Genomic DNA, 20,983 nt, shown 5'->3' with positions numbered 1-20,983 from the left:
TACGGATCACCTGGTTCCGAACACCCGGGACTCGGCGGCGTCCCAGTCGGCCGGTTTGCCCTGCGGGGTGTAGCGCCGCAGGCGATGGGTGGACCGGACCAGGGCGCGCATGGCGGCCAGGTCCGGCAGGGGCTCGCCCAGTGCGCGAGCTTGGACGAGGACGTTGCCCAGTGCGGACGCTTCGACCGGACCGGCGAGCACCGGCAGGCCGCAGGCGTCTGCGGTGAGCTGACACAGCAGTTCGTTCTGGGAGCCGCCTCCGATGACATGCAGTACGTCGACCGGCCGGTCCGCGAGCTCTTGCGCCGACCGCAGCGTCCGCCGGTAGGCGAGCGCCAGACTCTCCAACACACACCGCACGATCGCACCTTTCGATGCGTTCCCGATCCGAGCCGGCATGTCACCCGGCGCTAGGAACTCTGGTGCATCCGGATCGATCAGTAAGGCGAAGGGTGGCTCAGCAGCTGCTTCGCTGAGCAGTCGCGGCAGGTCGTCGTCCTGCCAGACGCGTTGGCACTCCTGGAGGATCCACAGGCCCATGACGTTACGCAGGAAGCGGATCCGCCCATCCACTCCCCCTTCGTTGCTGAAGTTCGCGAGACGCGCCTCCTCGGTGAGCACAGGTGCGTCCAGCTCGAGTCCCACTAGCGACCACGTGCCCGACGAGATGTAGGCGAACCGCTCGGTCTCCGTCGGCACACTCACCACAGCCGACGCCGTGTCATGCGACCCCACCGCAATCACCGGAGTCCCCCGGTAGTCGCCAATCACCTCCCCCGGATCAACCAACCGAGGCAGCACCCGAGCCGGTACGCCGACCCGCTCAGCGAGCTCAACCGCCCACTCACGCCGCCGCACGTCGTACAACTGCGTGGTCGACGCGTTGGTGCGCTCCGCCCCGATCGAGCCGGTGAGCCAGTAGGCAAGCAGGTCGGGAATGAGCAGGAGGGTGTCAGCTTGCTCCAGCAGACGCTCGGCAAGCAGCTGGTACAGCGTGTTGATGGGCAGCTGCTGCAAACCCGTGACTTGGTACAGCTCCTCAGGCGTCACACCTTGTACGGCGGTGTTGGTACGGGAGTCGCGGTAGTGGAACGGGTTGCCCAGCAGCTGCCCACCAGACAGGAGGCCATAGTCGACGGCCCAGGAGTCGATACCGAGGGAGTCGACAGCACCGGCCGCGTGGAGGCCGTCGAGCATGGAGCGGTAGAGGTGGAGGATGTCCCAGTGCAGGCTGCCACGGAGGTCGACCGGGCCGTTCCAGAAGCGGTTGACCTCGGTCAGGTTCAGCAGGTCGGGACCGACCTCGCCGAGCATGACCCGACCGCTGGATGCCCCTAGGTCGACCGCCGCGACGCGCTTCATACGACAGTCAGGTCGAGGTTGAGGAGGCCGGCGACGGCCTCCAGGTCCTTGACGCGGTGTCCAGTACCGAGCGCCCAGTGGTGTGCGACGCCCGACGCAGACCACTCATCGGTCCACTCACCGGGGTCTCGGCCGAAGTCCACCCGGGACGTGGTGTTGCCGATCTGCAGCAGCGGCCCTGGTACGACGGTCCCTTCCGAAGCGATCAGATGGAACGTGCCGTCCCGCCGCTGGCCCAGCCCGCACAACGTGACTGGTCCCTGGCGAACGTCGAACTCGACGGAGACACCCCACCCACGCTTGCCGTGATAGACACCCAATCCACGCAGCAACGGCTTGGCCGAACTGATCGCGAGGTGCGCCGGCCCGTCGTGACCCATCTCCACCACGTTGTCGTGGAAGTTCAACGCCTGCAGTTCGGTGAACGAACCACCCGCACCGAGTTTGTCCATCACCAGCATCGCCAGCGACGTCCGCAGTTCGTACTCACCCGCAGCCGGGATACCCCTTGCCGTGAGCAACGATGCGCCGAGGATCATCCCCGCCGCCACCCGCTCATGCGCCTCCCCGTCCAACCCACGGTGGTAATACGCCAGGGTCGTCAGGTCGAAGTCCGAGACCAGCCGATCCAGCGCAACGGAGACGGTCGCACCCCACCGGAAGTCGTCCTCGACCACCGAGTCATCGAGGACAAACACCTCCCGCGCCAACTCCATACGCTCAGAGGTCTCCGCGGGAGTGACCTTCTCGACCCGCACCCGCAGATCGTCGATCTCCAGGATCTCCACATGCCCACCGAGCTGCGCGGACACCAGCGTCGGGTCGGTGACGACGTCCATCATGCCGGGATACAGATGCCCGAGCAGACCGTGCCGTCCATGCCGAAAAGCAGCCCGTACGCCGGCCGCCCGGATCCACCGGCCGATCCGAGCCCACGCCCGCTCGTCCTCGAGGTACCCCGAAACCGACCGGAACTCGATCCCGCAGCGCTCGAACGCATTTGCCATCTCGGGCAGCGGACAAGCACCGCAGTACGCGAGCCAGGCACCGGTGTCGAAGGTCGCGTGATCCATCGACTCCGTCGGCTGCAGGTTCAGCAGCAGCACCGGCGAACCACTCCGCTGCGCCACCGGCACCAGCATCGACGCGGTCATGTACGTCGTCAGAAACCCCACGATCAGATCGCAGTCCGCCACCCTCAGCTTCTCCGCGGCCGCAGCACCCTCCTGCGCGTCGGAGATGAACCCGACGTCCACCACCTCGCAGTCCATCGAAGCGAACCGCTCGGACACCCGCCGAGCAGACGCCTGCAACTGCGGTAGCAAGGAGGGGAACTGCGGCCAGTAAGCACCGAGCCCGCCTGCGACGAGACCAATTCGCGTCCGGCGCCCGACGGCCCGCGGGAGGTCGCCGGCTGAGTCGTCCGATCGCATCATCAGCCCCTCAACGCAGGAACGCGGCAGCCACGCCGGCGTCGACAGGCACATGCAGACCGGTGGTATGCGAGAGATCCCCACCCACCAACGCGAAGACCGCCGCCGCAACGTTCTCCGGCAACACCTCCCGCTTCAACAGCGTTCGCTGCGCGTAGTACGCGCCCAGCTCCGACTCAGGAACGCCGTACACGGCCGCGCGCTTCGCACCCCAGCCCTTCGCGAAGATCCCCGACCCCCGTACGACGCCATCCGGGTTCACGCCGTTGACGCGAACGCCGTACTCCCCGAGCTCGGCCGCGAGCAGCCGAACCTGGTGGGCCTGGTCGGCCTTGGCCGCGCCGTACGCGACGTTGTTCGGTCCGGCGAAGACGGCGTTCTTGCTGGAGATGTAGACGATGTCGCCGCCGATCCCCTGGTCGATCAGCACCTTCGCGGCCGCCCGCGAGACCAGGAACGAACCCTTGGCCATCACGTCGTGCTGCAGATCCCAGTCGCGTTCGGTTGTCTCCAGCAACGACTTCGAGATCGACAGCCCGGCGTTGTTGACGATCAGATCCACGCCACCGAAGGCAAGCACAGCCTCATCGAATGCCTGCGCGACCGCCGCCGCGTCAGAGACATCAGCTCCGACTGCGACGGCGACGTCAGTGGATCCGATCTCCTTCGCGACCGCTTCGGCCGCGGCCAGATCGAGGTCGGCCACCACAACACACGCACCCTCGGCCGCGAGCCGCTGCGCGATCGCCTTGCCGATCCCCGAACCAGCACCGGTCACCAATGCGACCCGGGTGGCGAGCGGCTTCGGTCGCGGCATCCGCTGCAGCTTCGCCTCCTCCAGCGCCCAGTACTCGATGCGGAACTTCTCCCGCTCGTCGATCGGCGCGTACGACGACACCGCCTCCGCGCCGCGCATCACATTGATCGCGTTCACGTAGAACTCACCGGCCACCCGAGCGGTCTGCTTGTCCTTGCCGAAGCTGAACATCCCGACGCCCGGCACCAGCACGATCGCCGGATCCGCACCCCGCATCGCCGGACTGTCCGCATCCGCGTGCCGGTGGTAGTAGGCCGAATACTCATCCCGGTACGACGCGTGCAACTCGCGCAGCCGGGCGATTGCGTCCTCCAGCGGCGCACTCGGCGGCAGGTCGAGCACGAGCGGCCGCACCTTGGTCCGCAGGAAGTGGTCCGGGCAGGACGTGCCCAACGCCGCCAACTCGGCCAACCGCTCACGTGCGGTGAACTCCAGTACGACGTCCGAGTCGTTGTAGTGCCCGACCTGCGGTTTGTCGGTCGAGGCGAGCCCGCGGATCACCGGGGCCAGCGCGGCAGCACGCGCCCGGCGCTCGTCGACGGGCAGCGGTTCGTATCCGGCGACCACGGCTCCGAAGGGTTCCGCGATACCGCGGTCGGCGAGGAAACGTTCCGCCGTACGGATGATCTCCAGGGAGTTGGCCTCGCACTCGTCGGAGGTCGCGCCCCAGGCGGTGATGCCGTGTCCGCCGAGGATGCAGCCGATCGCCTGCGGGTTTTCGCGATGTACCGCGGCGATGTCGAGCCCGAGCTGGAACCCGGGCCGCCGCCACGGCACCCAGACCACCCGATCCCCGAAGCACTCGGCGGTCAGCTTCTCGCCGTCGGCCGCCGTCGCCAGCGCGATCCCGGAATCAGGGTGCAGGTGGTCGACATGAGGGGCGTCGACCAGCCCGTGCATCGCGGTGTCGATCGACGGTGCCGCACCGCCCTTGCCGTGCAGGCAGTAGTCGAACGCGGCCACCATCTCGTCCTCGCGCTCGACGCCTGGGTAGGAGTCGACGAGTGCGTTCAGCCGGTCGAGACGCAGTACGGCGAGACCCGCCTCGGTCAATGTGCCGAGGTCGCCTCCGGAACCCTTCACCCACAAGAGATCAACGGACTGCTGAGTCACCGGATCAAGCGCTGAACCCTTCGCCGACGTGTTCCCGCCGGCATAGTTGGTGTTCCGCGGATCCGCACCCAGGCGGTTGCTCCTGGCAACGAGTTCCATCACGCTCCCCATCCGGCCTGCTGGCCGTCGGCCCGGTCCTTGACGATCTGCTCGAAGTACCCGCTGCGCTTGTACGCCGCGATCGGATCAGCGTCGAGTCCCTGCGACTCGCGCAACTCGGCCAGCAGCGGCCGCACATCGGTGTTGTAGGCATCCATCAGTACGGCGTTCGCCTCCAGCACGTCACCTTCCAGCTGAGCCGCCTTCAGTGCGGACCGGTCGACCAGCAACGCCTTCGCGGTGGCCTCCTGGACGTTCATCACCGAGCGGATGATCGCCGGGATCTTCACCTCGATGTTGTGGCACTGGTCGAGCATGAACGCGATCCCGCGATCCGGATCCAGCGCGTCACCGCGGACGATCTCGGACATGATCCGGAACAGCTGGAACGGATCGGCCGACCCGACCATCAGGTCGTCATCGGCGTAGAACCGGCTGTTGAAGTCGAACGCACCGAGCTTCTTCACCCGCAGCAGGAAGGCCACGATGAACTCGATATTGGTCCCCGGCGCGTGGTGCCCGGTGTCGATACAGACCGTTGCCTTCGGCCCCAGTTCGAGACAGTGCGCGTACGACGTTCCCCAGTCCGGCACGTCGGTCGTGTAGAAGGCCGGCTCGAACAGCTTGTATTCCAGCAGCATCCGCTGGTCGTCGCCGAGCCGGTCGTACACCTCACGAAGCGCGGTCGCGAGCCGATCCTGCCGGTCCTGGATGTCGTCCTGGCCCGGGTAGTTCGTGCCGTCGGAGAACCACAGCTTCAGATCGCGGGACCCGGTCGCGTCCATGATGTCGACACATTCGAGCAGGTGGTCGGTGGCCTTCCGCCGTACTCGCGGATCAGGGTTGGTGACGCTGCCGAGCTTGTAGTCGTCGTCCTGGAAGACGTTGCTGTTGATCGCCCCGAGCCGGACACCCTGCTCCTTCGCGTACGCCGACAGTTCCGCGTAGTCGTCCACCTTGTCCCAGGGGATGTGCAGCGCGACGCTCGGAGCCACCCCGGTGAACCGGTGCACGACGGCCGCGTCGGCGATCTTCTCCTCCGGCGACCGCGGTACTCCGGGCTGGGCGAACACCTTGAAGCGAGTGCCGGAGTTTCCGAACGCCCACGAGGGCAGCTCGATCTCCTGGCGCTTGAGGGCGTCCTGCACGCTGGTCATAAGTCAGTCCTCTGGTAGGTGGAAGATCTCCGGCAGCAGCTGGAAGGTCTCGTCCGGCTGCCCGGCGGTGAAGAACTCCGTCATCTCGGCCTGCCACCGCGCGTTGACCTCGGTGGCCGCCATCGCCCGCTGGGCCGCCGCCAGGTCCGGCGACTCGACGTACCCGATCAGCAGTCCGTCGGCGCGGAGGAAGAGCGAGTAGTTGTGCCAGCCCGCCTCCCGCAACGCCGCCTGCATCTCGGGCCACACGTCGCGGTGCCGATCGACGTACTCGTCCAATCGGTCCGGCCGGACTTGGAGGCAGAAGCAGTAGCGATTCATCAGAAGTCGAATTTGTCGATGTTCTCGGCGGTGAACTCGGTCGGCGGGCCGAGGACGATCTCGCCGTCCGCGCCGACCGTGTACTCACCGAGCTTGCCGGCCTTGAACTTCTCGCCCTCGGCTCCGGTGATCTGCCCCGAGCTCATCGCCGCACCGGCGTACGCCGCCAGGTAGCCGATATCGGCCGGGTTCCAGAGCGCGAACTTCTTCACCGTGCCGTCCTTGACGTACTGGCGCATCTGGTTCGGCAGCCCGAGCCCGGTGATCGCGACCTTGCCCTTGTAGCTGGAGGAGCTCACGTACCGCGAGGCGGCCGCGATCCCGACCGTGGTCGGGGAGACGATCACCTTCAGGTTCGGGTAGGTCTGCAACAGACCCTGGGCCTCGGTGAACGACTTCTGGTCGTCGTCGTTGCCGTAGGCAATCTTGACCAGCTTCAGCTTGGCGTTCTCCGGCTTGGCCAGCTCGGTCTTCATCACCTCGATCCAGGAGTTCTGGTTCGTCGCGTTCGGCGTCGCGGACAGGACGGCGATCTCACCAGAACCGCCGGCCAGCTCACTCGCCATCTTGACCAGACTCTCGCCGATGCCCTGCGTGGTGGCCTGATTGATGAAGGCATCCCGGCAGGTCTTGGACGCATCGGAGTCGAAGGTGACGACCTTGATCCCGGCCTTGCGCGCCTGGTTCAGCGACGGGCAGACGGCGTTCGGGTCGTTGGCCGCGACCACGATCACGTTCTGCTGCTGCTGGATCAGCGTGTTGATGTAGCTGACCTGCGAGGACGCGCTGGCGTCGTTCGGGCCGACCAGCTTGTAGGTGCCCTTGATCTCCTCGACCGCGACCTTGCCGCCACCGACCTCGACGTCGGTGTACGGGTTGTTCAGCTGCTTGGGGAGATAGGCGATCTTCAGCCCCTCCTTGAGCGGCGCGTTCGGATCGGCCTTACCTGCCGTGTTTTCCGGGGCCTTGCTTTGCTGGCCCTCGGTACTCGACTTCGTCGTACCGCCGCAGGCAGTCAGCGCCAGGAGCGCTACCGCGACGGTGAGAGGCTTACGCATGGTTCGTCCTTTCAGGTACGACGTTTGAGCAGGTTGGGACCGAGCACCGAGGCGATCAGCAGAACGCCGGTAACGACGTTCAGCGCCTCGTTGGACACATCGGAGAGGCGGAGCGCGTTCTGCAACGAGCCGAGCAGGACGACGCCGGCGATGACTCCGGGCAGGGCGCCCTTGCCACCGAAGATCGAGACACCACCGAGCAGTACGGCGGCGACCACCGCGAGTTCGAGTCCGGCGCCGTTGTCGGCCCGCGCGCTGGAGTAGCGCAGCGTCCACAGCACCCCGGCAAGACCCGCGATCACGCCACTGGCGACGTACAGCCAGAACTTCAGCCGACCGGGCCGGATCCCGGCGAACCGGGCCGCCTGCTCACCGGCACCGACCGCGAACACCGCTCGGCCGATCGGGGTGGCATGCAGGACGACGCCGAAGACAGCGGCCAGTACGACGATCACGATCAGGACGTTCGGAATCGGCGTACTACCGATGGTTCCGGTCACCCAGTCGGTGTAGACGGCCGGGAAGTCGGCGACTGCGCCGTCGCCAAGGACGACGAAGGCGAGGCCGCGGTAGAGCGCGAGGGTGCCGATGGTGACGGCGAGGGACGGTAGGCCGAGGACGGTGACGAAGAAGCCGTTGACCGCACCCAGGACCGCGCCGAGGAGCAGGCAGATCGGGATGATCGTCTCGATCGGCTGGTTCGCGTTCCAGAGGTAGCCCATGACCGCGCTGGACAGTCCCAGGGTGCTGGCGACGGACAGGTCGATCTCGCCGGTGACGATGACGAGGGTCATCGGGAGCGCGACCAGGGCGATCGGCAACAGGTCGAGGACCAGGAAGCCGAAGTTCTGGCCGGTACCGAAGCTGTCGACACTCGCGGCCGCAATGATGAGGACGATCACCGTGATGGCGATGATCGCCACGTTCCAGTTGGCCAGGCGGCCGGCCCTCGTGGTTTCGGTGAGCTCAGCTGACATGGGAGCCTCGCTTCTTCAGACCGGCCGCGACCCGTACGGCGACCAGCCGGTCGGCGCCGATCGCGAGCAGGATCAGGCCGCCGACGATCGCCTGCTGCCAGAACTGGTTGATCTCGAGAACGGCGAGTGCGCTGCCGATCGTGGTCAGCAGCAACGCGCCGAGCGCGGCACCCCAGACAGTCCCACTGCCGCCGAAGACTGCCACCCCGCCGACCACCACGGCCGCGACGACGTTCAACTCAAGGCCGGTACCGGCCGCGGCGTCGATCGTGCCGAACCGCGCGGCGAACAGCACGCCCGCGACTCCGGCCAACGCGCCGCTCACCAGGAAGGCCCCGACGGTACGGCGACCAACCAGAATGCCGGCGAGTTGCGCGGCCTGCGGGCTGGAGCCCATCGCGTACAGCTCGCGGCCGGTCCGGTAGTTGCGCAGGACAACGGCTGTTACGACGAGGACGAGGAGTGAGATCAGCACTAGGTATGGAACCCCGAGCAGTGTCGCGTTGCCGAAGTCCAGGAATCCCTGCGGGAGCTCGTCGGCGTTGATCTGGCTGCCGCCGGCCCAGAAGTACGTCACCCCGCGGACGACGTACAGGGTCCCTAGCGTCACGACCAGCGCGGGAATCCTGCCGTACCGGACCAGGACGCCGTTGAGCACACCGCACACCCCGCCGACCGCGGCACCGACGAGCAGCGCGAGAACTACCGGCGTACCGGGGTTGTTCTGGAGCAGCGTGCCGACAGTGAAGGCGCTCAGGCCGAGGACCGAGCCGACCGACAGATCGATGTTGCGGGTGATCACCACCACCGCCTGGCCGACCGCCAGAACGGCCAGGATCGCGGTGTTGAGCAGGATGTCGCGGATGCTCTGCCCGGACAGGAAGCGTGGGTTCGAGATCGCGGTGACCGCGACGAGCAGTCCGAGCGCGATGACGATGCCGAGCTCGCGGGCCCGCAGTACGACGCCCAAAGTGTTGCGACGCGGCGCGGGCAGTTCCACAGCCGTCATACCGTCGCCTCCTGACCGGTCGCGGCGAACATGACCGATTCCTCGGTCGCCTCGGCGCGGCTCAGCTCAGCGACCAGGCGGCCCTCGCGCATCACCAGCACGCGATCGGCCATCCCGAGCACCTCGGGCAACTCCGACGACACCATCAGTACGGCGACTCCTTCCGCGGCGAGGCTGGACATCAGCCGGTGCACCTCGGCCTTGGTACCGACGTCGATCCCGCGGGTCGGCTCGTCGACGATCAGCACCCGCGGTCCGGTCGCGAGCCACTTGGCGAGCACGACCTTCTGCTGGTTGCCACCCGACAACGTGCCGACCTCATCGGAGAGTCGCCCGTACTTCGTCTTGAGACGCTCGGTCCATTCCTTGGCCGAGCGGCGTTCGCTGTTGCCGGTCAGGAAGCCGAGCTGGGACAGCGATCGGGACCGCGGCAGCGTCACGTTGCGCTCGATCGACAGCTCCATCACGAGGCCTTGCTGGCGGCGGTCCTCCGGGACGAGCGCGACGCCAGCAGCCATGGCCTGCTTGGGGTTCTTCGGCTTGAGCGTCTTGCCGAGCACCTCGACCGTGCCGGCGTCACGCGGGTCGACGCCGAAGATCGACTGCACGACCTCGGAGCGGCCGGAGCCGACCAGACCGGCGAGCGCGACGATCTCACCGGCTTTCACTTCGAACGAGATGTCCTTGAAGACCGGGTCGCGGGTCAAACCTTGTATGCGCAGGACGGTCGCGCCCGGTTCGACGTCCTGCTTGGGGAAGAGCGCGTCGAGGTCGCGGCCAACCATCCGGCGGACCATCTCGTCGACACTGGTGTCTGCGAGGAGGTCGGTCGACACGTGCTTGCCGTCGCGCATGATCGTGACGCGCTCGCAGAGTGCGGTGATCTCCTCGAACCGGTGCGAGATGAACAGCAGCGCGGCGCCGTCGTCGCGGAGTGACCGGGCGACCGCGAACAGCCGCTCGACCTCGACCCCGGTGAGGGCCGCGGTCGGCTCGTCCATGACCACGACGCGGGCGTCGACCGAGAGTGCCTTCGCGATCTCGACGAGTTGCTGGTCGGCGATCGACAGGCCGCGGGCGGGTCGATTCGGGTCGATGCTCACGCCCAGTCGCGTGAAAAGGCGCGCCGCTTGGGCGACCATCGCGGCCCGGTCGATGGTGTTGAAACGACCCAGTGGCTGGCGGCCCATCGCGATGTTCTCGGCCACCGACAGGTCCGGGAACAGGGTCGGTTCCTGGTAGATGACCGCGATCCCGGCCGCCTTCGCATCCGCGGGGCCGGTCAGGGCGAGCGCCGTACCGTCGAGCTCGAGCGTGCCTGCGTCCGGGCGGTGGACGCCGGCCAGCATCTTCACGATCGTGGACTTCCCGGCGCCGTTCTCGCCGACCAGGGCGTGCGCCTCCCCGCCGTACAGGTCGAAGGAGACGTCCCGGACCGCGGCGACCGCGCCGAACGACTTCGACACGCCACGGACCCGCAGCAGTGCCGCCATCGGTCACCTCCCGGTCGTCTCTGAAAGGTTTCAAAGTCCTGGGAGGAAAGTACGGGTGACGGCTTGCGGGCGTCAAGGGGTGGAGTGCGGATTGCGCAGATCTCGCGGTACGCTTCGGCACCTAAGACGTTTCAACGTTTGACCTGAGGCGGGGAGGTTGCGTGGTCGACGACACCCGGCGCCGCGGGCACACCGCCGGCGTGAAGGCGGTCGCCGCCGCGGCCGGCGTCTCCCTCGGCACGGTCTCGAACGTGCTGAACCGGCCGGAGATGGTCAGCCCGCTGACCCGGGCCAAGGTCGAGGCCGCGATGGCGTCCCTCGGCTTCGTCCGCAACGAGTCCGCCCGGCAACTCCGCGCGGGCAGCAGCCGGATCCTCGCGTACCTCATGCTCGACGCCGGCAACCCGTTCTTCACCGATGTCGCGAAGGGTGTCGAGGAGGCGGCTCGCGCGGCCGGTCTGTCGGTCTTCCTCTGCAACAGCAACGAGGACGTCGAGCGCGAGGCCGACTACCTCGACCTGCTCGAACAGCAACGCGTCCAGGGCGTGCTCATCACCCCCATCGACCAGCACTCGTCGCGGCTGCGGACACTGCCCGCCCGCGGTACGCCGGTCGTCGTGGTCGACCGCGCGATTGACGACGGCGAGCACTGCTCGGTCGCGGTGAACGACATCCTCGGCAGTGAGCTCGCGATCGCCCACCTGCTCGAGCTCGGCCACGAGCGGATCGCGTACGTCGGCGGCCCGCTCACGATCGGCCAGGTCGTCGACCGCCGCGACGGCGGCCGCACTGCGTTGCGGAAGGCCGGCCGGTCCGAGGACGACCTGATCGAGATCACCACCGGCGCCCTCACCGTCGCCGAAGGTAGGGGCGCAGGGCAACGACTTGCCGGTCTCCCCGCATCCCGCCGCCCGACCGCCGCCTTCTGCGCGAACGACCTGCTGGCACTGGGATTACTCCAGCAATGCGTAAGCCTCGGCCTCCGCGTCCCCGAAGACCTCGCCATCGTCGGCTACGACGACATCGAGTTCGCCGAAGCCGCCGCCGTACCCCTCACCTCGGTCCGCCAGCCCCGCCAACTCCTCGGCCGAACCGCCGCCGAGTTGCTGCTCGACGAGTCCTCCAACCCCGACCACGAACACCAACGAGTCACCTTCACCCCGGAACTCGTCGTACGAACCTCAACCCGCGGCACCGCCTGACCCCGACTGGGGGTGTGAACAAGAACCGGTGGCCCTGAACAAGGCATTACCTGTCCAAGCCCCCCGCAAGGTGTGCACACCCCCGAGTTGTGGCCCGGACTCGCGGCCGACGAGGGCTGTGTCAGACGCCGTACGAGGCTAGGAAGACGTCCACGGCGCGGGTGGCGAGGGTTTCGAGTTCGTTGGGTTTGGGGCGTTCTCGGGTGCCGGCGAACATGGCTCGATTCATGGGTTTGTACATGACGAGGCCGGCGAACTGGTACGCGACGAGGGTGGGGTCGTCGAGTTCGCGGAGGAGGCCTCGGTCGGTGAGGCCGGTGAGGGCTTGCCCGAGGGTCTCGAGGGATTTTTCGAAGCCGCTGGTGAACCAGGCGCCGCAGACCTCGGGGAAGCGGTCGGCCTCGGCGATTACGAGGCGGCGGAGCTGCAGGACGTGGTCGGCGGTCAGGCTCTCGAGGAGCCGGAACGCCAGTGCACGCAGGGCTTCGCGAGCATCGGCCGCACCGTCGAGAGTTTCGGCGTACGCCTTGGCGAGGTTGACCGCGAGCTCGTCGTTCGTGCCGAGGACGATCTCGGCGAAGAGGCGTTCCTTGTTCTCGAACTGCTTGTAGACGGTCTGTTTGGAGACACCGGCCTTGGCGGCGACCTCGTCCATACTCGCGCCGAGATAGCCGTGCTGGAGGAACACCTCGGTGGCCGCCCCGCGGATCGCGCGGCGTTTGGTGGCAGTGCGGCCTTCCGGGTTCAGCTCCATGCCCGAAATCATACTGGACAGTCTAGTTTTCCGTCGAGTACTGTACGGTCTAGTTCCGAACGACCCGCTGAGGAGAAGACCATGAGCACCGTGAAGTCCGCCGACGGCACCACCATCAGCTACGACGTGTACGGCGAAGGTCAGCCGCTGATCATCGTCGACGGCGCCACCGCCCACAGCGCGGTGAACCCGCTGAACGCCGAGACCGCCAAGCTGCTGAGCGACCAGTTCCGCACCTATGTCTACGACCGCCGCGGTCGCGGCCAGAGCACCGACACCGCGACGTACGCGATCCAGCGCGAGATCGAGGACATCGCCGCCCTGATCGAGGACGCCGGTCAGCCCGCGATCGTCTTCGGCTGGTCCTCCGGTTCACTCCTCGCGCTCGATGCCGCAGCCGCCGGTCTCCCGATCTCCCAGGTCGTCGCCTTCGAGCCCCCGGTCGTCGTCGACGACTGCCGCCCGCCGCTGCCCACCGACTACGTCGAGCAGCTCGAAGCCCACATCGCCGCCGGCCACCCCGACCTGGCCGCCGAACTCTTCATGACCGCCGCCGTCGGCCTCCCGCCCGAAATGGTCGCCGGCATGCGCCAGTCGCCGTACTTCCAGCCCGTCGTCGACGTCGCCCACACCATCTCCTACGACGGCCGCATCATGGGCACCACGATGTCCGGCAACCCCCTCCCCGCCGACCGCTGGACCGCCCTCGACGTCCCCGTCCTAGTCCTGTACGGCGACCAGACCTGGCCCACCCTCATCCCCGGCGCCAAGGCAGTCGCCGCCCACGTCCCCACCGCCACCCTCAAATCCGTCCCCGGCGCCGAGCACAGCACCACCCCCGACGTACTGGCCGAGACCCTCCGCGAATTCGCCGGATGAACCCCTCCCCAATGAGCTGGGGTTTTGAGACGCTTTGAGGGTGGACAGGGACGGGTTCTGGAAAGCGGTGGAGGGTGCGCGCGAAACGGTGGACGACACCGTCGCGGATCCGGATGGAGTTGCGGATGCGCTGACGCGGGACCTGGGTGGGCTGACGGCCGAGGAGATTGCGGAGTTCGGGATCGAGCTCGCGCTGCTGCAGGTCGAGTCGTACCGGTGGGACCTGTGGGCTGCCGCGTACCTGATCAACTCGGGGGCTTCGGAGGACGGGTTCGACTCGTTCCGGGGCTGGCTGGTCGCGCAGGGGCGGGAGACCTGGGAGGCCGCGCTGGTCGACCCGGATTCGCTGGCCGACGTGGTCGACGAGGACCGGCCGGACGGGTTCGAGGGGTTCGACGGCGAAGGGATGCTGCACGTCGGGAGTCACGCGTACAAGAACGTGACCGGCGACGAGTCGGCGTACTGGAAGGCCGTTGAGGCGCAGGTTCCGGACACTCCGGACCTGCCGGCGGGCGAGGAGATCGACTTCGACGACGAGGACGACCTCCACGACCACCTGCCGCGGCTCGCGACGCTGTACCTCGAGGCTTAGGCGACTGCGACGACGTCGATCTCGAGGAGCCATTCCTCGGCGTAGATGTCGCAGATGATGATGGTCAGCGCCGGCGCGTGGCCGTCGAGGATCTCTTGGCGGATCTCGGAGTTCGCGGCGCGGTACTGGCGGTCCGACAGGTACGTGTTCACCTTGACGATGTTCTGGACGCCCATGCCGGCTTCGGCGAGGACAGCGAGCACGTTGCGCCAGACCATCCGGCACTGGTCGTCGAACGACTCCGGGACGCGGCCGTCCTCGTCACCCCAGGGGACCTGACCGCTGACGTAGACCGTGCGCTCGCCGCCGGTCACCAGGACGCCGTGTGTGTACTGCCCGGTCGCCGCGGGCAGCACCGGCGGATCCAGCTGGGTGATCTCCATGATCAAACTCCTCCCTAACCTCTTGGGGGAGTTGTATCAGTTAGCCGGGTTCACCACCGAGGCGTTCGATAGCGGTGCGCAGGCGGCGGCGCCAGGCTGGTTGGCCGGCCTCCTCGTCGGCTGCGGCGAGGCTGACCAGGTGCTGCGCCATCTCGAAGCCCTCGGCGACCTGTGAGTCCAGGTCGGTCGCTGCTGGCTGTGGCTCGTACTCCGGCTCGTCGTGTTCGAAGCTGATCGGCCGACTGGTCCAGCCGAACCCGTCAGGTACCAGCAGCTCCGGCGTGAGCACCTCATGGCTGAGCGACGACAGCTCCTTGTCACCGTTGCCGATGCTGAAGATCGTCGTACCACGACGCCGTACGTCGCTGATCCGCTCCAGCAGGGTGTCCGCGGGGTCCTCCTCAGCCACGACCAGGAGCGACTCGCCGCGACCTGCGTCGCGCAGACGGTCCAGTCCGATCGCGAGATGCGGCGGTGCGTCCGGTGGTGGCGCCCAGCGGACCAGGGACGGGCGGATGTTCTCAACGCCGGCCCGGTGCAGTTCGTCGTCCAGGTGCGCGGTCAGGTGCCACGGCTCCTCGTCGACCGGGCCGAACAGCATCAGCCCACCGGTGCGCGTCGTGTACCGCCGCAGTGAGTGGCCGAAATCCCGAGTCTGTGTGCCCAGCTCGGTCCCGGTCAGCATCTCCCGCAGGAGCGACGCCCTCGTCAGGTCCACAGCTCCCACTTGATCACACCTGCGGGGCTAACGCGACTTCAGCTCAGGCGGTCCGCCTTGGACTGCAAGTAGTCCCGCTCTGGCACACTCGTCGTACGGCGGGCTGCCAGTAGGTAGCTCTCTCGTGCACCCGCCGCATCACCGGCCATCTCGAGCAGGTGCGCGCGGACAGCCTCCAACCGGTGGTGTTCGGTCACCCGGCCGTCGGACTCCAACGGCTCGAGTACAGCGAGACCCTCCTTCGGGCCGACCGCCATACCGACTGCCACTGCATGGTTGAGCTTCACCATCGGGTTGTCGACGAGCTGCTCGAGTACGTCGTACAGAGCGACGATCTGCCGCCAGTCCGTGTCCTCGGCGCGCTCGGCGGTGTCATGGACCGCAGCGATCGCCGCCTGCACCTGGTACGGCCCGATCTGCGTGTGAGTGAGCGCATCGGAGACCAGCGCCTCACCCTCGACGATCGCCTCCTTGTTCCACAGCGACCGGTCCTGCTCGCCCAGCGGAACCAGTGCGCCATCACTGGTAGTCCGGGCCGCCCGCCGTGCGTCGGTGAGCAGCATCAGCGCCAACAGTCCAGCCACCTCACCGTCATCCGGCAGGAGCTTCCGCACCGCGCGCACCAGTCGGATCGCCTCACCAGTCAGCTCGGTGCTGTGCAACGCCGTACCGGATGAGGCTGTGTAGCCCTCGTTGAAGATCAGGTAGAGGACATGCAGTACGGCGCTCATCCGCTCGGACCGCTCTGCCTCGGGCGGCAGCTCGAACGTGCTACCCGCCTGCTTGATGCCACGCTTCGCCCGGCTGATGCGTTGCGCCATCGTCGACTCCGGCACCAGAAACGCCGCAGCGATCTGTGTGGTGGTCAGACCGCCGACAGCGCGCAGGGTGAGCGCGATCTGGGACGCCGGCGAGAGTGCGGGGTGACAGCACAGGAACAACAACGTCAGTGTGTCGTCCTGCCCACCCGCATCGTCGATTTCGGGGCCTGAGGCAATGAACTCTTCCGGAGTGGCAAGCTGTGCGGCGTTCTCCTCACGCTTGCGCCGGGCCGACTCACTGCGCAGCAGATCCATCAGTCGACGCGACCCGACCCGGATCAGCCATCCACGTGGGTTGTCCGGCACTCCCTCGTCCGGCCACTGCTGTGCAGCAGCCAGCAGCGCTTCCTGCACAGCCTCCTCGGCCAGATCGAAGTGACCGTAGTGCCGAACCAGAGCACTCAGCACCTGTGGTGTCTGCTCACGCAGGAGCAGCTCGAAGTCCTTCACATCTCCAGCCCGGACGGATCCATCACAGGACGCACCTCCACTGCGAGATACTCCGCGTCCGGCATCCGCGCGGCGTACCCGATCGCCTGGTCGATGTCCTCGCACTCGACCACGTAGAACCCGGCCAGGTGCTCCTTCGCCTCCGCATAAGGTCCGTCTGTGGTCGTGGTCGCGTCATCACGCACCGAGACCGTCCGACTGGTGATGGGGTCGGCCAGACCGGCCGCACTGACCAGCAGCCCATGTTCGATGAGCTCTTGCGTCAGCTCGCTGTGCGCACGCGACAGTGCGTCGCGTTGCTCGGCAGACAGCCCGGCCCAGCTCTCCGGACTGCTGTAGATCATCAGCATGTATTTCACGGCCACCATCCTCTAACTCGTCCGAGCCTCTCACCAGGTACGTCGAGACCGTGGCAGCGACTTCGACAAACGATCGTTGGAGATTGCCGTTCGATCCGGTGGGCACTGGAGGAGCGGCCGCCGTTCATTCCGCCTGGCGGCTCTCGTAAGGAGGCTCCATGCTCATCCTCGGTTTGATTCTGTTGTTGCTCGGGTTCTTGCTGAAGATCTCGATCCTGTGGACGATCGGCATCGTGCTGCTCGTGGTCGGAGCGGTGTTGTTCCTGCTCGGGTCGACCGGCCGTGCGGTCGGCGGACGCCGACACTGGTACTAAGCCGCAGCAGAACACAACCCCGCGGGCCGATCCGGTCCGCGGGGTTTCTGTCGGAGCCGATGGTTACGGTGTCGCCATGAGGTACGTCGTGATGATCTTCTCGTCCACCACCCCCGCTCTGGACACAGTGCGGGCCGAGCTGACGGCGAGTGGTGAGCTGGTCGCGTCCGAAGGGCTGATGCCACCGACCGACGGCCGGATCGTTCAGATCCGCAACGGGACTCAGGTGGTCACGGCCGGGCCGTTCATCGAGAAGCCACTCGCCGGGTTCCTGCTGATCGACGTACCGGATGAGGCCCGGGCGCAGGCGGTGGCTGCGCAGGTTTCGGCAGCGGTCGGCGATCGGGTCGAGCTGCGAGGCACGCTGATCTCAGCCTGAGTGCCAGGGGAAGCGCGGCGAGCGCCGCTCCCCGAAGGCCTTGATCCCCTCCGCCAGCTCGCCGCTCGCGATCGTCTCCTGGTAGCGAGCCAACGCGGCCGCGTCCGCATCCGTCTCGGCCAGCAACGCGTTCACGGTCTCCTTCGCCGACCGGATCGTCAGCTGCGACCGCGACACCAGCGTCGCCGCGAACTCGTCGACCTCCGACTCCAGATCGAGCTCGCCGACCACCCGATCGACCAGGCCCTTGAGCTCGGCCTGTTCCGCGGTCAGCAGCTCACCACTGAAGAGCACGTACTTCGTCGTCGCCGAACCGACCAGATCGAGCAAGACCTTGATCGCCGCCGGCGGGTACACGACCCCGATCCGAGCCGGAGTCACGCCGTACGTCGAACCGTGCGCCGCGAACCGGAAGTCACAGTTCACCGCGATCTCCAGCCCACCGCCGATGCAGTGACCGCGAACCATCGCGATCGTCGGTTTCGGGAACTCGCGCAGCGCCTTCTGCGCCCGCAGGTTGAAAGCCCGCAGCTCGGCCATCGGGTCAGCCGGATCGGCACCGGAGATCAGTTCACCGATATCCGCACCGGCAGAGAAGCTCGGCCCAGCCCCGGTCACCACGAGCACCTTCACCTCGTCGTTCGCGGCCAACTCGGCCAGCAGACCCGGCAGCGCCTCCCACATCGCCCGCGTCAACGCATTGCGCTTCTCCACCCGATCGATCACCAGCCGAGCGACAACGCCACCCTGGATCTGAAACCCGAGCTCATCCATACCCGCAGTGAACCAGCACAGACCGTAGTCGCGCCGCCTGCTGGATCACACCAAGCGTTTGATCTCGGATCGGTTACATCCGAATAGCGGGCAGATCACGCTCAACACCCCTTCGGCATGTTCGCAATGCGTTAAAAACGCCGGTCGATTGCGAACCTTTGGCGGATCTGTGCTTGACTCCTCCGGTCGATAACGTTTTGGTCTCGGCAGATTGGGTTCAACGTAATGACTGCAGGACGGCATAGACAGGCGCGGCACCGTCAACCGCGCCCGAAGCTGATCAGCCCCGGCATCGTGAAGGTGGCGATTCCCGGAGCGGCAGTGGCCCTGGTGGCCACCGGTTCCGCCGCCGCACTTCCTGGCCAGCACGACGTCAAGGTGGACACCCCGATCGCGAGCTCGTCCCTGCAGCTCGCGCGCGATGCGGCCACCAGCCGGGATGCACTGCGGCCCCCGCTGAACCTCAACTCAGCGAAGCCTTCCGCGGCGCCCACGCCGAAGCACCTGAAGAAGCAGGCGCCGATCCCGAAGGCGAGCGCGACCAAGACGCGCGCCGCGGCCAGCCTGCCGCCGAAGATCGTCGGCTCGAAGTTCACCACCACGGATCTGAACGTGTGGACCATCCCGCTGACCGGCGTCCTGCTGGACGTCCTGAAGCGCGGTACCAAGGTCTCCGTGACCGGCAAGGTCGACGGCTCCTATGCCGAGATCGTCAGCAACGGCAAGTCCCGCTGGGTCAAGGCGCAGTACCTGTCGGCCACCAAGCCGGTCGAGAAGGTCGCCGGCAGCGTTTCGCAGGCCGCCTGCAAGTCGGGTTCGTCGGTCGAGTCCGGTGTCACGCAGGACGTGGTCCGGGTCCACCGCGCGATCTGCAACCTCTTCCCGAGCATCTCGTCGTACGGCGGTCTCCGCTCGGGCGACAGCGGTTCCGAGCACTCCTCGGGGCGCGCGCTCGACATCATGGTCAGCGGCGCCACGGGCCAGGAGGTCGCGGACTACCTGCGCGCGAACTACAAGAAGCTCGGCATCAGCCAGCTGATCTGGCAGCAGCACATCTGGACGGTCCAGCGCAGCAGCGAAGGCTGGCGCGCGATGGAGGACCGTGGCGGCGCCACGGCCAACCACTACGACCACGTGCACGTGAGTGTCTACGGCAACTCCGGCACCGTCTGAGTTCCACCCCGCAGCAGCCCGGTCCTACCCTCCTAAGGACCGGGCTGCTGTGCCGTTTCAGGGCTTGATGTTCGCGTTCAGGTGGAAGAAGTTCGTGGGGTCGTAGGCCCGCTTGACCGCCCGCAGCCGCTGCAGATCGGCCGGGCTGTACGACGTCTCGGCGCGACCGTGGTCGGCGAGGAAGTTCACGAACGTGCGGCCCGAGTCCGGGAGCAGGCCGGCCGGCAGTTCGCGGTCGATGATCAGCGAGAACTGCGCCTGGCGGTGACCGACCGGGCCGGCGCCCGGACCGGGGTGAGCCATCGCGCCACTCCAGTGCCGAACCTCGATGGTCGGCTCGTCCTCGATGCCGGTCAGTACGTCGATCACGTCGTCGGTGAGTTCGTCGAGGAAGTCCAGGTGGCGAGCCGGCGTCCCGCCCATCGCGGCGTCGGCGTACTCGATCGTGGTCAGCTCACCAGCGAGTCGCGGACCGGCGACCGCGAACAAGGGCTTCAGCAGGTGATCGGCCAGTTCGCGCGTTCCGGCGTACAGGACCTTGATCGCGACCGCGCGCTGTTCGGTGCCGGGGATGCGGGTCAGGACGACCGCGGTGCTCAGCTCGTTCGGGATCGTGGCGGTCCAGTCGCGGTAGCAGCGGAGGATCTCGGCAGCGCGATCGATGCCGTAGTAGACGATGCCGGCGTGCACCTGACGGACCGGGTACAGGCGGAACTCCAGCGACGTGACGATGCCGAAGTTGCCGGTACCGCCGCGGATCGCCCAGAACAGGTCCGGGTGCTGCTCAGCGGTCGCCGTCACCACCCGGCCGTCCGCGGTCACAACCTCGGCCCGGATCACGCTGTCGGCCGCGAACCCGTACTTCCGCGCCAGCCAACCGACCCCACCACCGAGCGTGTACCCGGTGACGCCGACGTCCCGCGACGATCCCGACAACGGCGCGAGGCCGAACTGTCGCGCCGCATCGATCACCGCACCCCACCGCGCACCCGGCGCGACCTTGGCGATCCGCCGCTCGGGATCCACGAAGACCGCCGTCATCGGCGTCGTCTTCAGCAGGATGCCACCGTCGGCCGGCAGCTTCGTCCCGTGCCCGGTCGCCTGCACAGCCACCGGTACGCCGTACTCCCGCCCGACCCGAACCACCGCCTGCACGTCACTCCGGCTGAACGCCTCAGCCACCAGCACCGGCCGCGAGTCCACCGAAGGCACGATCGCCCGCCGCTGCACGTCGTACTCGGCCTCACCCGGCAGCCGCACCTTGCCGTTGAACCCCGACCCAAGCAGCCCGGCCACCAGATCCCGCCCTGTCGCCACCACAACCTGCGTAGACATCTCGTTCCCCT

At 67.3% G+C, this 20,983-nt stretch carries 22 protein-coding genes; 6 read left to right on the top strand and 16 right to left on the bottom strand.

The genetic code is table 11. The features are described from left to right. Positions 1–6: 6 nt before the first annotated feature. From ABD231_RS34065 to ABD231_RS34025, 9 genes are read right to left on the bottom strand one after another with little or no spacing between them, the layout of a single operon-like run. Positions 7–1,362: a rhamnulokinase gene (locus ABD231_RS34065; protein WP_344161500.1), complete on the bottom strand. Its 1,356-nt coding sequence runs from the start codon at positions 1,360–1,362 to the stop codon at positions 7–9. Then, positions 1,359–2,798 carry an L-fucose/L-arabinose isomerase family protein gene (locus ABD231_RS34060; protein ID WP_344161497.1) on the bottom strand — a complete coding sequence of 480 codons (1,440 nt, stop codon included), beginning with the start codon at positions 2,796–2,798 and terminating at the stop codon, positions 1,359–1,361. The genes ABD231_RS34065 and ABD231_RS34060 overlap by 4 nt, the downstream gene beginning before the upstream one ends. Before the next feature lie 7 nt (positions 2,799–2,805). Then, a complete protein-coding gene (locus tag ABD231_RS34055; RefSeq protein WP_344161494.1) occupies positions 2,806–4,824 on the bottom strand; it encodes a bifunctional aldolase/short-chain dehydrogenase in 2,019 nt (672 codons plus the stop codon). Continuing rightward, on the bottom strand, positions 4,824–5,981 hold the full coding sequence (gene rhaI / locus ABD231_RS34050; RefSeq protein ID WP_344161491.1) for an L-rhamnose isomerase: 1,158 nt from the start codon (positions 5,979–5,981) through the stop codon (positions 4,824–4,826). The genes ABD231_RS34055 and rhaI overlap by 1 nt, the downstream gene beginning before the upstream one ends. Before the next feature lie 3 nt (positions 5,982–5,984). Next, entirely contained in the window at positions 5,985–6,302 is a 318-nt protein-coding gene (locus tag ABD231_RS34045; protein WP_344161488.1) for an L-rhamnose mutarotase, read from the bottom strand. Beyond that, complete coding sequence (gene rhaS / locus ABD231_RS34040; RefSeq protein ID WP_344161486.1) at positions 6,302–7,360, bottom strand: rhamnose ABC transporter substrate-binding protein; 1,059 nt, start codon at positions 7,358–7,360, stop codon at positions 6,302–6,304. Before rhaS ends, ABD231_RS34045 begins: the two co-directional genes overlap by 1 nt. An 11-nt stretch (positions 7,361–7,371) precedes the next feature. Further along, complete coding sequence (locus tag ABD231_RS34035) at positions 7,372–8,337, bottom strand: ABC transporter permease (protein ID WP_344161484.1); 966 nt, start codon at positions 8,335–8,337, stop codon at positions 7,372–7,374. Beyond that, positions 8,327–9,346 (bottom strand): ABC transporter permease, encoded by a 1,020-nt coding sequence (locus ABD231_RS34030; protein WP_344161481.1) that lies wholly within the window; start codon positions 9,344–9,346, stop codon positions 8,327–8,329. Before ABD231_RS34030 ends, ABD231_RS34035 begins: the two co-directional genes overlap by 11 nt. Then, positions 9,343–10,839, bottom strand: a complete 1,497-nt coding sequence (locus ABD231_RS34025) for a sugar ABC transporter ATP-binding protein (RefSeq protein WP_344161478.1) — start codon at positions 10,837–10,839, stop codon at positions 9,343–9,345. The genes ABD231_RS34030 and ABD231_RS34025 overlap by 4 nt, the downstream gene beginning before the upstream one ends. Before the next feature lie 161 nt (positions 10,840–11,000). Between ABD231_RS34025 and ABD231_RS34020 the strand changes: the two genes are divergently transcribed. Continuing rightward, the gene (locus ABD231_RS34020) at positions 11,001–12,041 is read left to right on the top strand and encodes a LacI family DNA-binding transcriptional regulator (RefSeq protein WP_344161475.1); all 1,041 of its coding nucleotides are present in this window, start codon (positions 11,001–11,003) and stop codon (positions 12,039–12,041) included. Positions 12,042–12,162: 121 nt separating this feature from the next. Here the strand turns inward: ABD231_RS34020 and ABD231_RS34015 are convergent, their stop codons facing one another. After that, on the bottom strand, positions 12,163–12,795 hold the full coding sequence (locus tag ABD231_RS34015; RefSeq protein ID WP_344161472.1) for a TetR/AcrR family transcriptional regulator: 633 nt from the start codon (positions 12,793–12,795) through the stop codon (positions 12,163–12,165). 81 nt (positions 12,796–12,876) lie between these two features. Here ABD231_RS34015 and ABD231_RS34010 point away from each other — a divergent pair, with 81 nt between their 5' ends. Both ABD231_RS34010 and ABD231_RS34005 read left to right on the top strand, forming a co-directional pair. Continuing rightward, positions 12,877–13,674 carry an alpha/beta fold hydrolase gene (locus ABD231_RS34010; protein ID WP_344161469.1) on the top strand — a complete coding sequence of 266 codons (798 nt, stop codon included), beginning with the start codon at positions 12,877–12,879 and terminating at the stop codon, positions 13,672–13,674. A 40-nt stretch (positions 13,675–13,714) separates the two neighbouring features. Next, a complete protein-coding gene (locus ABD231_RS34005; RefSeq protein ID WP_344161466.1) occupies positions 13,715–14,266 on the top strand; it encodes a DUF4240 domain-containing protein in 552 nt (183 codons plus the stop codon). Here the strand turns inward: ABD231_RS34005 and ABD231_RS34000 are convergent. The 4 genes from ABD231_RS34000 to ABD231_RS33985 are packed head-to-tail and all read right to left on the bottom strand — an operon-like array spanning position 14,263 to position 16,988. Continuing rightward, positions 14,263–14,649 (bottom strand): RidA family protein, encoded by a 387-nt coding sequence (locus tag ABD231_RS34000; protein ID WP_344161463.1) that lies wholly within the window; start codon positions 14,647–14,649, stop codon positions 14,263–14,265. The genes ABD231_RS34005 and ABD231_RS34000 overlap by 4 nt on opposite strands. A gap of 40 nt (positions 14,650–14,689) precedes the next feature. Continuing rightward, positions 14,690–15,367 (bottom strand): hypothetical protein, encoded by a 678-nt coding sequence (locus tag ABD231_RS33995; protein ID WP_344161460.1) that lies wholly within the window; start codon positions 15,365–15,367, stop codon positions 14,690–14,692. A gap of 38 nt (positions 15,368–15,405) precedes the next feature. Then, entirely contained in the window at positions 15,406–16,638 is a 1,233-nt protein-coding gene (locus ABD231_RS33990; protein WP_344161457.1) for an RNA polymerase sigma factor, read from the bottom strand. Then, on the bottom strand, positions 16,635–16,988 hold the full coding sequence (locus ABD231_RS33985; protein WP_344161706.1) for a YciI family protein: 354 nt from the start codon (positions 16,986–16,988) through the stop codon (positions 16,635–16,637). The genes ABD231_RS33990 and ABD231_RS33985 overlap by 4 nt, the downstream gene beginning before the upstream one ends. A gap of 167 nt (positions 16,989–17,155) precedes the next feature. Between ABD231_RS33985 and ABD231_RS33980 the strand changes: the two genes are divergently transcribed. Next, positions 17,156–17,311, top strand: coding sequence for a DUF6131 family protein (locus tag ABD231_RS33980; protein WP_344161454.1), 156 nt, complete (start codon positions 17,156–17,158; stop codon positions 17,309–17,311). Between the two features lie 76 nt (positions 17,312–17,387). Next, entirely contained in the window at positions 17,388–17,690 is a 303-nt protein-coding gene (locus ABD231_RS33975) for a YciI family protein (RefSeq protein ID WP_344161451.1), read from the top strand. Here the strand turns inward: ABD231_RS33975 and ABD231_RS33970 are convergent. Then, positions 17,682–18,464 carry an enoyl-CoA hydratase/isomerase family protein gene (locus ABD231_RS33970; RefSeq protein WP_344161448.1) on the bottom strand — a complete coding sequence of 261 codons (783 nt, stop codon included), beginning with the start codon at positions 18,462–18,464 and terminating at the stop codon, positions 17,682–17,684. The two genes, ABD231_RS33975 and ABD231_RS33970, sit on opposite strands and share 9 nt — an antisense overlap. Positions 18,465–18,689: 225 nt before the next feature. Here ABD231_RS33970 and ABD231_RS33965 point away from each other — a divergent pair, with 225 nt between their 5' ends. Next, entirely contained in the window at positions 18,690–19,637 is a 948-nt protein-coding gene (locus ABD231_RS33965) for a VldE C-terminal domain-containing protein (protein ID WP_344161444.1), read from the top strand. Between the two features lie 57 nt (positions 19,638–19,694). Here ABD231_RS33965 and ABD231_RS33960 read toward each other — a convergent pair whose 3' ends face one another. Continuing rightward, positions 19,695–20,972, bottom strand: a complete 1,278-nt coding sequence (locus ABD231_RS33960) for an FAD-binding oxidoreductase (protein WP_344161441.1) — start codon at positions 20,970–20,972, stop codon at positions 19,695–19,697. Positions 20,973–20,983: the final 11 nt, after the last annotated feature.

This window comes from Kribbella yunnanensis (assembly GCF_039529655.1).
Taxonomy (GTDB): domain Bacteria; phylum Actinomycetota; class Actinomycetes; order Propionibacteriales; family Kribbellaceae; genus Kribbella; species Kribbella yunnanensis.
The sequence above is the reverse complement of the archived record's forward strand: the minus strand, read 5'-3'. Positions and strand labels throughout refer to the sequence as shown.